Source organism: Chitinophaga filiformis (assembly GCF_900102545.1).
GTDB classification, from domain to species: domain Bacteria; phylum Bacteroidota; class Bacteroidia; order Chitinophagales; family Chitinophagaceae; genus Chitinophaga; species Chitinophaga filiformis.
Genome location: NZ_FNBN01000002.1, coordinates 199200 through 214960 on the forward strand (window position 1 = coordinate 199200; position 15761 = coordinate 214960).

The window sequence follows — 15761 nt, forward strand, 5'->3', positions numbered from 1 at the left end:
GACTGTTTGTTTGCCGGCCATGGCTGCAGTCGTTCTACGGGGGTAGAACGACTTTTATTTTGGTTGATATTCCTGCTACATTACAATCAGTTTGTTACCTTTTTCAATTCTGCATTTTACATCCATCCTTTCCAGTATACGCAGTACCTGTTGCAGGGAAAGAGCACGCTGCATTTCGCCACCGAATTTCCGGGTAGGGATCTTTCCTTCATATATGATCTCTACGTCGTACCATCTTGACAACTGTCGTAATACTGAAGGCAGGTCCATACCTTCGAAATTGAACATACCGTTCTTCCAGGCCATTACCTGGTCGATGTTCACCTGTTTACTGAGCTGCAATTGTTCTTTATCTGCTACTGCCTGCTGCCCCGGATCCAGCACAACGCTCCGGAGTGTTGCATCATTTTTGGTCATCACTACTTTACCTTCCAGCAACGTTGTACTGATCCGGTTTTCATCGGAATAGGCATGGATATTAAAGTGTGTACCGAGCACCTCTACGGCAGTATGTTCATCTATCTGCACGCGGAAAGGTTTCGCGGTATTTTTAGCTACTTCAAAATAGGCCTCCCCTCGCAGCATGACCACTCTTTCATTGCCATCAAAGGCGGTAGGGTAACGCAGTGAGGTAGCGGCATTCAGCCACACAGCGGTACCGTCTGGTAATACTACACGGAATTGTCCGCCACGGGGAGTGCTCAGCGTATTAAAACCGGTAGCGTGCATACCAGCACTGTATTTCAACAGACCGCCCTGTTGCTGAATGCCCGTATTCCCCTGCACTACCTGTCCTTTACCCGTACTATCCAGCGTCACTACTTTTCCATCTGCCAGTGTCAGCCTGGCTTTATCTGTACCCGGCGCCTTATCATATACGACTGCCATGGTAGCCTCCTGCGCTTGCGGACGACGCATAAAAAACCAGGTACCCGATATGAGCAATAAGAGAATAGCAGCAGCGGCCCACCAGTAACGGCGGACAGAAAATATGCCTCGGAAGCCCCGTTGTTGCTGCAAATCATCTGTCAGGAATGAAAGACGATTAAATACCTTGTCAACAGGATGTTGGTACCGGGCATACAATTCCCCGGCAGTTCCTTCCACCGCCACATGTTCCAGCAATTCCTCCCATACAGGCCTCAGCTGGTTCACACCAGCATACTCCATCAACCTTCTTATTTCTGCTTCTGAGCAGTTTCTTTCCAGGAATTTACCGAACAGGCGACGCAGTTCCTCCTCATGAAAAATATCTTCCATAATAGCCATTACGAACAAGCTTGAATAAATAACTACTCCGGGGGAAAAAATTATTTAAATAAAAAATAGAGCAGGAGCATTCCCGTAATATCCGGACGACTGGTCAGATATTCCCGCAGGAATTGGGTGGCCTTAACCACATGATTATTAACGGTAGATGGCGAGATGCCTAATAAACGGCTTACCTCCTCATGACTCTTGCCTTCCAGTTTACAGAGGGTAAATACCAGTTTACGTTGCGGAGGTAAGGCATCAATGGCCGTTTGGAGCAGGAATGCATTCTCTTTTTGCTCCAGCCTTTCTTCTGTATGTGTATAATGATCGATACTGGCTTCCAGCAGGCGGTTGATTAACTGTGTGCTACGGTTGGCCTTCCGGAAAAGATCTATGGCCAGGTTATCTGCTATTTTGAACAGGTAGGACCGGAATGATCGCTCAGGGTCAACCAGGGCATGTTTCTGCCAGACGGTAATAAATACTTCCTGCAGCAGCTCTGTAGCCAGATCTTCGGAATGTAAGAGTTTCAGGAGCTTACCGTATATCCTTGGGGCATAATGATAATAGATTACCTGAAAGGCGTCCTTATCACCTTTCGCCATTCTCTCAAGTAAGGCAGTTTCATTTTCCAGGATCTCCGGCATGGATCACTATTCCCTCAATTTTTTGGTTGAAATCGGGGACTAAAGTAATAAAAAATGGCTCTTAAATTATAACAGCACAAAAAAGCCGTTCCCCGAAAGAGGAACGGCTTTATAATAATATGACGACCATGGCAAGGTGTGCTAGTGTTCTTCCGACAACTCCTTCACTTTTTCCAGCGCTTTCGGCCAGGTGTTGGTGAAATAGTCTTTATACTCATCCACAATATCCATGTCTACTACTAATACAGTCTGTCCGTTTGCACTTTTCAGTGTATAATTTTCATGAGCGCCTGCCCATTTCTTTACCTCTTCACTCTCCCTGTCTTCAACACCGTTCTTTACATATCCGAGATGTTCTATCGACATGAACTCATTGGGAATATTCTCTTCCACCCTGGATATCATTCCGTCATTCTTTTCATCCAGGAACTGGATCTCACTGCCTTTCTTCCAGTCTGTTTTAGCGCATGATCCGGGAGCAAAAACTGAAGTCCATTTACGGTAGGAAGCGTCATCCCAGAGTACCTTCCAAACCTTTTCCCGGGGTCCGTTGATAGTGATTTTGAATTCATGTTTTTCCATAACATGTGTTTTAAGTGTTTGTAAACGTATAAGTAATGGAAATCTTAGTTCGCAGAACAAAGATGGAATTCTTTTCACTTTTACAGGCGGTGCAATTACGACATTTTAAAGGGGCAAACCAGTCGCCTGGAATGCCCCTCAGTTCGCTATCAACAGAACAGGCTGTTCCTTATTTCCCCTGCTGTGTGCACCAAATTATGGTACTTTAACTTCGATTATCTGCGAATAATTAAACTGTTTAAAACTATCGTCCACTCTTACTCCAACCCTCGCATAGAATGTACGGGTTGTCTTCAGATTGGGCACCTGTATTTCGTAGGTCTTTGCCGCGATATCGGCCGACCAGCTACTATTGATATCGATCTTATTAGGATCGGTATACTGACTGATAGTAGCGCCACTGCCTACATACTCACTTGTATTCACGAAAGGCTTGACATCCAGTATCCTGGGCAGACCTGTTTCCACCGGTGCTGACAACTTAAACCGCATGATCAGCGTAGTGCCCTGCAACTCATGCGTGAACTGGGTGATGCGCAGGTAAGGTGTCAGTGTGAAATCCTGGGTAGCCGTACCATTGATATCCATCTCAATACCCTCAACCGGCCAGAAAGCACCATTGACAGGCGTCACGCGATAATGCCCGCTGAACAATTTTGTATCTTCAAAAGTACCATCACTTTTGGAAGGAATGTATTGCGGCGTAGGCGTGGCACTCCAGCTCAGTTCTTCCAGTTTGATCTGTACACCGCCTGTTTCTGTCAGGAAGTTCTCTTTTGAATCATTGTCAAGCAGTCTCCCTTTAAAAGCTGCATTCGGGCCATCAAAATTATCTTCCTTGGTACAGGAAGATACCATCATGGCAGTAAGTAAGACAAACAATCCTTTTATGATCTTTTGCATGGTAGTCGTTTTAATTTAGTGGTTAGGGTTATTGGGATAAAGGTTCGGGTTCTTCCCCAGTTCTCCTCCGGGTATAGGCTCGTAGTAGTATTTCTTCTCAAAGTTGTAGGAACGCTGGAAAGGTTCAAACTCACGGAGGAAGATGTATTTCTGTTCATCGGCAATATAGTATGGCATCATGGCGTGATATTTTGTGTTATCCAGTAGCCTGTCTGCTATCCGCCATCTTCTGAGATCCCACCAGTATTGTTTCTCGAAGGCCAGTTCTTTGCAGCGTTCATTACGCACGGTGTCTATTGTAAATGTTCCTGTGAGGAGTGGCGCACCTGCACGGTCCCTGATATCATTGATCATATTCCTGGCATCAACGATGTTGTTCAGTTCAAAAGCCGCTTCTGCCCTGTTCAGCAATACCTCCGCATAGCGCATATCTATCCAGCTCTGTGTGCTCATGTACAATCCGCATTGGGATTGGGCGCGGTTATAATCCACGTATTTGCGGATATAGAAACCGGTACGGCTAAGGTCATCACCATCGGTACTGATACCCGTAAAGCCAATGATACGCATGCCATTGAATAAGGTTTCTGTTTTACCCGCCAGGTGTCTGAACTGCCTGTTCGGAGGATTCTGCCCCAATTCATCAGCAGCGGTACCGGCAAAGTGCTCATAGATACCGCGCTGCATATCAAATTGCTTCCCCCTCAGGGTAGCACCGGGAAAATAGATCGTTGCCAGCAGACGGGGTTCCAGTCCTTGTGCCAGCTGACTGGTATTATCAAAACGACGGGGCGTACCATCAGCATTTACCACCGGCAATAGCCCTGTAAAACGCTCAACAAGTTCGAGGGTCGGATAAGCACGGGAAAGGCCATCCGCAGTCATGAAACGGCAGGTCATGGTAGCATCCCAGCTGTGAGCCGTACCTGTGGTCAGCGAATAGTCCCTCACCAATATATTCTCTGTGCTTTCCTTGTCAAGGAAAAGGTCAGCATAGTTCAGTTCCTTATCTGTCTTCTTGCGGTACAAACTATAGTGCCCTTCCAGTAGTTTGGCCGCATCCCAGGCCCTTTGGAAGAAACCAGCTGCTGCAGCTGCCGGAATACCCACATAACCCTGATCGCGGGCAGCGCCGGCTACGAAGTTCTCCGAACCATACTTCGCGATACTGCCTGCATACACCATCGCTCTGGACTTCAAAGCCGCTGCCACATAACGGTTGGCCCGCCCTCTCTCACTAGCTGCCGGCATTTTATTATAAGCGCTATCCAGGTCGTCGGATATAAAATTCCACACATCCACTTCCTTGTCTCTATGTACCTGCAGCTCTTCCAGGCTTTGCTCCGGATAATGCTGTACCTTCCTGATAATAGGAATACCACCATAACGTTTAGCCAGCGCAAAGTAGAAGTAGGCGCGACAGAAATAAGCCTCGCCTAACCAGGCATCAACCTGTTCCTTTGAAAAGCCGGTGCCATACACAGGCAGGTTCCCGATAAAATAATTGACAGTACGGATGTCGCCATAGGGCCAGTAACCAAAGCCCCCAGCGCCGTCATAGGTACTACCATACGGACCTACCAGTTCTCCGCACAATGCGCCGGGATGATAAAAGTGTTCCCATTGCCTGTTAAACCCTGAACCCTCCTGGCGATAATAGAAATCTTCTATTGGCAAGGCCCTGTATATAGTAGCCAGGTATCCCTTTACACCTGCTTCTGTCGCGAAAACATCCTTATCCTGTATTACATTCAGCGGATCGATATTCAGGTCCTTGCAGGAGGGCTGTAACAATACCGCCAGTATGGTGATGATGCTTATATATATCTTGTTCTTCATGTTGTTTTCAGTTTAAAAAGTAACACTGGCTCCTACACTGAATGTCCTGTTCATAGGATATTTATATCCGCCCTGGGAATAGTTCCAGTCCGCACCATTAGCTACCGTACCGGGATGCTCCGGATCGCTGTTCTTTAATCCCGTAAACGTGGCGAGGTTATAACTGTTGACGTACGCCCTGAGATTACTGATCCCCATATGACTGAGTAGTTTCTTCGGAATAGTATATCCTATCTCCAGGCTTTTAATTCTCAGGTAAGAGGCATCCTGCACAGCCTTGGTACCTTCCGCCACTGGTGAACCCATCGCAGGATATTTGCCAGGTACCCACTGGGTATTAGGGTCAAACACATCTGCATTGGGATCAGCTGTATGCCATCTATCCAGGAACTGTGTAAGCGCGCTACGGCCATACATCAGGGGCTCTGCCATCTGCTCGGCATATTGTACATAAAAATCAGTAGCGCCCTGTAAGAGCATGTTAAAGTCAACACCCTTCCAGGCAGCACCAAGTGTCATCCCGAAGTTGATGAGGGGAAGATCCCTCACTGCGATAGGTGATTCGTCCTTGCCATCTATTACTCCGTCATTATTCCAGTCCTGGTAATAGTAATCACCCGGCACCACGTTCTGGTTGCCGCCGCCGGTATTGACATTGTAATGGTAGATCTGGTCGTAGGAGGAAAACTGACCACCGTATTGTTTACCCCACCAGATGTTCGTATAGCGGTTTTGCTGGGAATTCTTCCAGTTCTCATAAGAGTTCCCTGCTTTTGTCTGCTGCACAACACGCAGCATAGTGCGGGTAGAAGCCACATTGGCACTGATATTATAGCTGAAATCGCGGATAGTGTTCCGGTGTGTCAACACGATCTCGATACCTCTTGTCCGGTCGCTGTTCAGATTCTCCTGAGGCAGGTTGGTCCCCACAGTACCTGGTAGTGTGGTTGTTCTTGTAGCCAGCAGGCCGTCCCTGTTCCGGATGAAGTAATCCACTGAACCTCCTATCATCCCTTTCAGCAGGTCGAAATCGATACCCATGTTGAGCGTCTTAGCCGTATACCAGGTCAGATCCGGATTTACCACACCCCGGGAAGCCATCCCATTCACATAATTGCCGCCAAAGAAGTAACCGGGAGAAGGATAGTTATACCCTGATATGTACTGGAAGCCGGTAGCACCATCATCCCCGGTTCTACCATAAGACGCACGCAGTTTCAGGTTGCTCAGGATGTTGGGAGATACGAACCTTTGGAAGAAAGGCTCTTCTGTCAGACGCCAGCCGCCCGATATCGCCGGGAAAAAGCCCCATTGCGCCCCTGGTTTAAACTTACTGGACCCGTCATACCGGAAACTGAAATCAAGCAGGTATTTACCCTTAAAATCGTAATTCACTTTACCAACGATGCCCTTATTCACGGTCTCCCATAAACCGTTACCATCCATGCTGCCCAGCTGATTACCTGCATCGCCGGCAAACAGGTAAGGAAGGCCCAGGGAGAACTCCCGTTGCGCGTAGAAGTTGTCGGCTGTCGCATGACTTTCTTCATACAGCACTAATCCGGTCACATTATGCCTGCCGGCGAATTTCCTGGTATAGTTCAGCGATAACTGGTACAGTGTAGAAGTATTGTTGCCATAAGTGCGGTTAACGGTGGACGGAGCATTGACCAGCGTGCCGATATACTTATCATTCTGCCGGTCATATTCAAAGAGTGAATAAGACTTCTTCACGAGCGTGTTGTCTACGATATTGAAACCGTAGTTATACATGCCCCTGGCCATCAGTCCCTCAATAGCCGGTATGTCATATTCCAATGCCAGTTGTCCCTGGAAGTTCTTGTTCTTAAACGCCTGGCTACCTACGTAGCCGGCATTTGTCATGATCACCGGATTGGCATTGTCCGGCATCAGGTGCGGATACTGGGGATTGTTATTCGCATAGATCTGGTCGGTCGGCAGCTGGTTCCAGGTGTATTTGAACATCTCCCAGATACCCCTGCCGCCCGGCTGGTTCTTGGTATCCGTATAACCCGACAGCAGCAACTGCGCCCGCATTCTGTCAGTGATCTTAGCGTTGATGTTGGAGCGGAAGTTCCATCGGTCATAGTTCATGTCCCCGCTGCGGAACAAACCATCCTGGTTGAAATAGCCCAGGTTAAAGAAGTAGTTGGCCTTGTCGTTGCCCCCATTCACGCTCAGAGTATGCTGTATCTCAGGGGCAAATTCCTTCATCGTAGCGCCTACCCAGTCGGATGATTTCAGTGTACCATTCCTGTACAGTTCCATATCCGCATCTGAGAAAGAAGGCGGCATCTGGTTATAGAAGTTATTTCCAAAGTCACGTTTCTGTTTCTCGTTCTTCAGCATCATATATTGCAGTGCATCCACTCCCTGCGGCACATTCAGGAACTGCTGCCAGCTCTGGTTCACCGCATAGGTGATATCAAACTTGCCCGTCAGACTGCGGGTACCTTTTTTACTGGTCACCAGGATCACTCCATTTGCAGCGCGCACCCCATAAACAGCGGCGGCAGCATCCTTCAGGATAGAGATACTCTCTATTTCATTGGGGTCCATCCTGGAAAGATCACCGCTGCTTCGTGGTACTCCATCGATAACCACCAGGGGATTTCCCATCCCGCGGATGTCGAACACATTGTCATAAGCGCCCGGCTCACTGCTTTTCTGTACTACGCGCAGGCCGGGTAACTTACCCGTCATCATGTTAATGACATTTTCATTTTTGGTCACGACCAGCTCACTGGCCCGGATCACGGAAACAGCCCCCGTTACCGTGGCCTTTCGCTGGGTACCATATCCGGTTACGATCACCTGGTTCAGGCCAGCCGTCGTAGCCGGCAGGCGTACCACTACATTCCCGGAACCGCTGTAAGGAATTCTCAGCTCCCGGTATCCCACCAGGCGGACGTACAGGGATATGGGTTTCCCATCGGGAACTTTGACCGTGAAACGGCCTTCCCTGTCGGAAATGGCGCCTGACTGGGTACCAGCAACACCGATAGTCACCCCTTCCAGCACATTCCCGTTAGCCGAATCCACGACCTGCCCGGTAATGGTTTTGGGTAATGCCTGGCCGGCATCATCCCGTTTTTGTGCGGCGCCTTTCTCCACCCCGGATAAAATGAGGGCGCCGATAAACAATAATTGTAACAACAGGCTCTTTCCGCCCGTGTTTTTCATAACATGGACGCATGCGTCAAACGTGGGTCTTTTCATATTTGCAAGCTTTGCTTTTAACAAGGAGGTCTGTAGATCTCTGATTTCATAACAGGAATAAATGCTTTATGCTATTTAATTACTTTTAATGCTGATCCAGGAAGAAGGCATGACATAGATTCGTAAGGTCCCCTTCAATGAGAACTGATAATCAGACCTGTACGCAACTGAGTGTAATAAACTATCCGGGAGATTAAAAAAGGCTTAACAAAGGGGTTAATGGGGGGATTAACTATGAAATTTCTCTAAAAAAAACAGTACCACCGCGTCGATTAACAAAACACCTGTCAATCCGCCGCGGCGTCAAACGGGAATTAACAAAACATCAATCAACCCCGCTAAGGGTTGTCTTGTTTGTAGCCCGGGGTTGCAAACCCCGGGGAATGTGGGATCACATCTCCCAATTTTTTAACCCATTAAACGAATTAACAACAAAACACCAATCAACCCCGCTAGGGGTGTTTGTAGGATACGTATTCGGTATATATTCGGTAGAGATTCGGTGGAGGCTATAGCCTATAGGCTCTCTACTATATGTCGACCGAACCTCCGGGCAGCCAGAGGCTATTTCTACTACGGATAGTTACAACCGAGGTAATACGCCTGTACAATGACAAACCTTTCATAGATAAACCAACCCATTTTATTTTTTAATATAAAATAAGCTCTTTTTTAGTACTTTAGCTCCCAATATTTATCAATCTTTCCCTTACTATGAAGCTTCAGGTGCAAATCTGTTCCCATGCCAGACGGCTACTCCGTCTGAGTATCTGTTTATTCTTATATTATCCTCTTTCTATACATGCTCAGAAAAATGATGATAACATAGAACTGGCCAACGTAGATGAAACGTATGAATTTCAATACGATATTCGTCAGAAGCAGATAACCGTCAAAGAAACCCTTCATAAAGATTTTATATGCAACGGCTTCCGTTCCGCCATTCCCTTCTCTGAAAGCTACAACGGCCAGGAGGAGATTAAAGATGTGACCATTGTCGTAGATGGTAAAAAAGCCAGAAGTATAGAACCTTCCTATGACTATCTGAACATAGACGAATACTTCTATTCAGATCTGAAAATCTGTCACTTTACCCTGCCGTTTACCCGCCAGGGCTCCCATAGTGAAGTGACCATAGAAAAAGAGATCAAAGATCCACGTTACCTCACTACTGTCTATCTGACCGAAGATTATCCGGAAAAGCATAAGAGGGTCACCGTTATTGTTCCCCGGTGGATGGATGTTGAAATTCATACCTTCCATTTTGAAGGACAGCAGATTAAAACTGAAAAAACTTACAATAAGGACAAAGACGCTGATGTCTATGTTTATACCGCTACGGGGCTTCCCGCCATGAAATCGGTAACTATGAGCCCCGGCCCTACCTGGATCTACCCGCATATTCTTGTACGCAGTAAAGCGGCTAATTACAACGGAGAAAAAAACGTCTATTTTAATACGACGAACGATCTTTACCGATGGTGTCATAACCTGGCCACCCAGCTACACCCCGATACCGCAGCATTGGGCGCCAAAGCACGTGAGATCACTGCCGGCATTACAGATCCATTTGCCCGGATGAAAGCTATCTTTTACTGGGTAGAAGAGAACATTCGTTACATCGCCTTTGAAGACGGCCTGGCCGGCTTTAAACCTGATGAAGCCCATGAGGTGATGCGAAAAAAATACGGTGATTGTAAGGGCATGGCTAACCTTACAAAGGAACTATTGCTACGCTGTGGCCTGGATGCACGCCTGTGCTGGGTAGGCACTAATCACATCATGTACGATCATAGCATCGCTTCGCTTAACGCTGACAACCACATGATCTGTGCGCTGAACTACAACAACAAATGGTGGTTCCTCGACGCTACAGAAAAGTACATGCAGCCGGGTATCTACGCAGAACGTATAGCAGGTCGCCAGGTAATGATAGAGAACGAAGACAACTGCCTGCTGGCGAATATCCCGGAGGTCGGCCCGGACCAGAACGTCCGCTTGTTCAAAGAATCACTGACCATAGATGGCACCAGTATAAGCGGTAAGGTGAAATATCAGTATAACGGCGAGAGTAAATCAGATCTGCTATATACCGTTAACCTCACTAAAAAAGACCGTGTACAGACAGCCCTGGAAAACTACATTACCAATAATAACCGTCACTATAAAATCTCTAACGTAAGCACCTCGCCGCTGGACCAGCGTGATGGCAACCTGGAAGTAGCTTTTGATCTCCTCTATCAGGATGCGGTGTCCTCTTTCGGTAAAGAAATATACATCGATATTGATTATAACAAGGAATTCAACAATGCAGTGATCGATACCGCGAAGCGTACGACAGATTTTCGTTTTGGCACAAAATCGAATTATATCACTGAAACGGAACTTATCATACCAAACAGCTATAAAATAGTTACACTACCCGAAGACCTGCATATCACAACTCCTAATTTCAGTTTTGATATCACTTATAAAACTACCGGCAATAAGATCAGCTACCGTAAACAACTGAAAATAAATAATACCTATCTGGCAAAAGCCAAATTTGGTGAATGGAACAACGCCATAACTGCGCTGTCGAAGAAATACCTGGACCAGATTACTGTTTCCCAACAATAAATTCTATTACCTATGCATAAATATAAATTTGTATTCCTTTCCGCCTTTCTGCTTAGTACAGGTTACCAGGCGTTGGCCCAGTCAAAGCAAGAAAGAGAGTACCAGGAAGAGGCAACACAGGTGAAACAGGAAATTTGGGACGCTAAAGACCCTGCTTTCGCCAGAACAGATATCCCCGAAAAATATAGCAATGAATCAGCCGTTATTATTGCTATGAATTTCACACTAGGCGCAGATCATAGCCGTCGCCAGGATCATATCGCCATGACACTGCATGAGCGTATCAAACTCCAGGACAAAGCTGCGCTGGAAAATTATTCTGAGTTTAACCTGCAGAAACTGAAACGTGGCGGATGGTCCAGTGGCACCAGGCTTACCTCCTTCATGGGCATACGCGTAATTAAGGCCGATGGCCAGCAACGGGATATTGACATGAAAGACGCCGTGAACGTAAAAGATGAGCAGGACGACAAAAAACAAAAGATCGCCATCTCCGATCTGCAGGTGGGAGACATCATCGACTTCTATGTCAGGATGAATAAAGATGCCAGTAGCTTTTACTCGGATCCTGATCCACTCGATTTCTCAATAGGCGAGAAATACCCTATGCTGGACTTTTCATTAAATGTGAATATCACCAGGAAAATGGGCGTATCCTGGCGCTATTTGAATGATGATCCGTCTGAACTGAAAAACAGTAAGGACGGGGACGATTATGTGTTCTCCATTCACAAAACAGACGTACCTAAGGTTACGGACGAGCGCTGGTTCTATGAACAAAGGGCATTACCAACCCTTCGTCTGGCCTACAACGGGCTAAAAAATACTGAATTCACGAACGGAATGAATGAAGACCGTATCCGCCGTTTCCTGACATACGAGATTATCAGTGTAAACGCTGCATACCCTTCCCTCGCAGCTATTGTAAGAGGTTTTCCAGATCTACTGGAAGATTATGCCTCAAGAACCGGTGTAAGGAAAAAGGATATAGACAAAAGGACCATCGCCGAACTGGCTTTCTATTATATCCGCTACGCCTCTCTTTACAAAGAAACTGGTATTGGTAGTTCAATAGAGGTAGGACAACAGAGAAAGACATACACTCCCCGCGAACATTATACAGCGAACGTATTCAGACAGCTGCTGATCAGATATGATATTCCTACCGTACTGGCTGCCGCTGTGCCACGTAGAGTAGGCACCCTGCAGGACGTAGTCTCACTGGACGATCTGGATTACTTCATTATTGCCTATCCGGATGATAAGCCCATGTACTGCTTTATGACCAACATGCTTAGTTATCCCGATGAGCTGCCTACTCAACTGGAAGGTCAACAGGCCTATACGGTAAGTGTAAGCGGCAGCTCTAAAGAGAAAGATGCTTCGTTCAAAAAGATTTCCCTTCCGATGAGCACCGCAGATCAGAACGTTGACGAAGAGAAGATCAATGTGAACTTTGCAGCAGACAATATGCAACAGCTAAGCATCGACCGTATTATCCGGGCGAAAGGACAATATCGCTACAACTATATTGACATGCTGCTGTATGAAGATATGTTGAGTGAGGAACGCAAAAACCTACATGTAAGTTCTACGAGAGATGAAGACCTGCTGGCTACGGGCGCGTACAGGAAAAGATCAAATGAATTTGACATTGCCTTCAGTAAAGCGCGCAAAGACATGGACGAGACGGTGAGTGCGAACATTGCCAGCGAGTATGGAACTAAACCTACTGCTGTTACTTATTTTAAAGTGGCAGAGCTAGGATTGGAAAAGCAGAACAAGCCTCTTACAATGCATGAATCATTCACAATGGATGGCTTTGTAAAGAAGGCCGGTAATAATTATATGCTGGATATCGGCAAACTGATCACGGAGCAGATAGCGCTCTCAAACGAAGAACGTAAACGTACTTACGATGTGAACATGCCTTTCCCCCGTACCGTATCATACGATATTCTCGTTAACATTCCTGCAGGATACAAGCTGGAAGGTGCAGAAAACCTCAACAAGTCTGTTAACAATGATACAGGCTCATTCGAGAGCAGCACGAAAATGGAAGATGGAAAACTCATTGTAACAATTAAAAAGGTTTATAAACATCATCATGAATCATCTGTAAACTGGCCGCAAATGATCGCATTTATGGATGCGGCATCTGATTTTAACAAACAAAAAGTGTTGCTAAAGAAGATCTAACAAGCGCTAAAGAAGCTAAAAACATCCCATGGTTAATGTATAAACCATGGGATGTTGTCTTTCGGGCGTCTTCCACTGTGCCGGCATCAGCATTCCGGATATTGCTGCTACCTTATCACATCGTTGAACGACTTATAAAACTCCTCCCCATAAATATCCCTATAATCCTTTACGAACTTCTCGTAGGTATTATTCGCCAATGAATACCGCTTTAACTGTATCAGGCTCTTACACTTATACTCCAACGCCTCCTCATTCAACCGGTCAAAGAGAAAAATGGCGTTAGCCACTCTGATCACAAATTCCGGGTCTTCCCCTGCCTGCCTGTCTTCTTTCAGGTATCCCAGGCTGAGGTCTATAACGGCATTACTTACCTCCGCCTTGATATCATCCAGCCAGTCATATTCCGTCTTGGCCAGGAAAGCACCGGTTTCGACTATCCTCAGCAGGTCGGTCATCACCAGCCTGTCTGCCGTAGCCTTTCGTTTAGTCAGGTTAACAAACCATTCATAATCAAGGTAGAAATGATCTTCCGTATATTGGAACTGCCAGTAAACCGACTTCTTATTGACCATACAATTCCCGATCCTCTCCAGTATGCTTTTCAGCTTCGCCAGGTTGACTGATCTGTTATTCTTGGCATCTTTGGCCGATTTACCATTCCAAAGGATCTCATTCAGTTCGTCGGCAGTGATACCCTGACCGGTCCTCACGGTGTAAATAAGGATCAGGAGCAGCAGTTCTTTCATTAACGGGGTGAATAATCCAGTCAACTCTTCCTCCCCGTTAAAGGCCTGAAAAGGGCCAAAAAGGCGTATACTCGAACGGGGTACTTCCGGCAGTTCCGTCAGTTCTTCTTCAGGTATTGTTGCCTCTTCCGGATGCGGCTCTTCCACTACAGGTGCTGTCGTAGTATCCGGTTCTTCTGATACCGCCTTTACCTGCTCCCGTTCATTGGTAGCACTGCTTCCCTTTTCCGGCTGTAAGCCTACTTTCCGCAACCTCCACCATAAAGCGCCTATCGCAGCCACAAAAAACAACAATATGAAAATGAGCCACTTACCTAACATTCCTCTCCTGCCGGTTGCTTTATCTTCTACAGGGTTCAGATCCAGCGGCGGGAAATCAATCGTATAAACATCCACTTTCGTTTTCCGCTGACGAAGCTCCTGATCGCCATAGAACAAGGTTACTGCGATCAGCTTACCAACACCGGGCGCATAATACAGGTCTGCAAAGGACTGCACGTCATAAAAAGAATAAGGAATTGGCGTGCCGGTAAGCTTGTATACCGGCTTGTCCAGCGAACCCTGGAGCAGTTGCAAACGGGAGTTAAAACTATCCTTGGAAAATACCAGTCCGTAATATTGTCTTCTCTTAGCATCTATGATCAGGCTATTGGCAAAAGTGAAGCTGCCATACACGGAATCCAGGCTAAACCGCTTGCTGAAATTCCTGGTGCGCACGTCAAAAGCAAAGAGATCATTATAACCACGGGGATCCAGCATCTGGTCGCCCGTGATACTACCATAGCCGCCGATGATAAAAGCCGTATCGCCGGTGGCATTCAAGCCCAGACCAGCCAGATAACGGGGTGGAAAAAAGCTGCCCCTTCCAGGTAACATCTCCCATTTACCGGTACGGGGCTGCCATCGCTGTATCACGTTTTTATATTTCAACTGCCCGTATCCGCCGATGATGTACAAAGCAGTATCTACAGGAGAAATGAATTTATTGGCATGCCAGAATTCTGTAAGGATGGTATCAGGGAAAGTAGTCGTCCACTGCGGATGTTTGGGGCTGTATGCAGCCACTTTCTTATGGTCGATGTAGACGTTATACAACTGGTTACTGAATGTATCATAGATACTCTGGCAACCTATCAGGATATTTTCCTGCTCCACAGCTTTTGCTGTCCGGGCATGTTGTTGCTGCCGCAGATCATACGTAATAATAGAATCAATCCCGGTGAGCAACAGTTGCTCATTCCGCTGGTCAAACGCCACCACGGCGTTCCCATTCATCTGAAAGGAACCGATCGTTTTCCAGTACTGATGCCCAGGTTTCAGCCATACACCATTCTTGACTTCTGCAGGCTCCTGACGGAGATCATCAGTGCAGCGTGTATCCGCCACTTCTTCCAGTGGCCAGTGATAGCTAAGCTGTTCACCCTCAAAGATCCTGATATCCTTGATGCGCATGGGAGGAATATCTCTGGTGTGAAATCGTTCATCATCGTTGGCCCCATAAAGGAATTTAAAACAGTTCCCCTTGAATGAGAAGGGAGAGCGCCCCACACTTTTATCGTTAACAGCTAATGCAATCTGCTGTTTATTCAGGTCCATGGTTACTGATACCCGGTTCCATTCATTGTACAACTGATAAGCATCGCAGGTGAAGGAGATATTAAAAAAATGTTCGCCGGAAATAACCCGGAAGCGCCCGGTCTTCTGATCATAGATCAGATCAATATTCTGG

General features: G+C 46.7%; 9 protein-coding genes. 2 read left to right on the forward strand and 7 right to left on the reverse strand.

What is annotated here, in order from left to right:
• Positions 1-75: 75 nt before the first annotated feature.
• The 6 genes from BLR32_RS07515 to BLR32_RS07540 form a co-directional block, all read right to left on the reverse strand.
• Positions 76-1260, reverse strand: a complete 1185-nt coding sequence (locus BLR32_RS07515; protein ID WP_176842199.1) for a FecR family protein — start codon at positions 1258-1260, stop codon at positions 76-78.
• A 50-nt stretch (positions 1261-1310) separates the two neighbouring features.
• Positions 1311-1901, reverse strand: a complete 591-nt coding sequence (locus BLR32_RS07520) for an RNA polymerase sigma factor (protein ID WP_089830236.1) — start codon at positions 1899-1901, stop codon at positions 1311-1313.
• 141 nt (positions 1902-2042) lie between these two features.
• Positions 2043-2483, reverse strand: coding sequence for an SRPBCC domain-containing protein (locus BLR32_RS07525; RefSeq protein WP_089830238.1), 441 nt, complete (start codon positions 2481-2483; stop codon positions 2043-2045).
• Between the two features lie 195 nt (positions 2484-2678).
• Positions 2679-3386, reverse strand: coding sequence for a DUF3823 domain-containing protein (locus BLR32_RS07530; protein WP_089830240.1), 708 nt, complete (start codon positions 3384-3386; stop codon positions 2679-2681).
• A 15-nt stretch (positions 3387-3401) separates the two neighbouring features.
• Entirely contained in the window at positions 3402-5225 is a 1824-nt protein-coding gene (locus BLR32_RS07535) for a RagB/SusD family nutrient uptake outer membrane protein (protein WP_089830242.1), read from the reverse strand.
• A 12-nt stretch (positions 5226-5237) separates the two neighbouring features.
• Positions 5238-8465 (reverse strand): SusC/RagA family TonB-linked outer membrane protein, encoded by a 3228-nt coding sequence (locus tag BLR32_RS07540; RefSeq protein WP_089830244.1) that lies wholly within the window; start codon positions 8463-8465, stop codon positions 5238-5240.
• Between the two features lie 714 nt (positions 8466-9179).
• On the opposite strand from BLR32_RS07540, the gene BLR32_RS07545 reads away from it, so the two are divergent.
• Both BLR32_RS07545 and BLR32_RS07550 read left to right on the forward strand, forming a co-directional pair.
• Positions 9180-11084: a transglutaminase domain-containing protein gene (locus BLR32_RS07545; RefSeq protein ID WP_089830246.1), complete on the forward strand. Its 1905-nt coding sequence runs from the start codon at positions 9180-9182 to the stop codon at positions 11082-11084.
• Positions 11085-11096: 12 nt separating this feature from the next.
• A complete protein-coding gene (locus tag BLR32_RS07550; protein WP_089830248.1) occupies positions 11097-13283 on the forward strand; it encodes a DUF3857 domain-containing protein in 2187 nt (728 codons plus the stop codon).
• Between the two features lie 107 nt (positions 13284-13390).
• On the opposite strand, the gene BLR32_RS07555 is transcribed toward BLR32_RS07550, so the two are convergent.
• Positions 13391-15628 (reverse strand): Kelch repeat-containing protein, encoded by a 2238-nt coding sequence (locus BLR32_RS07555; protein ID WP_143011385.1) that lies wholly within the window; start codon positions 15626-15628, stop codon positions 13391-13393.
• Positions 15629-15761: the final 133 nt, after the last annotated feature.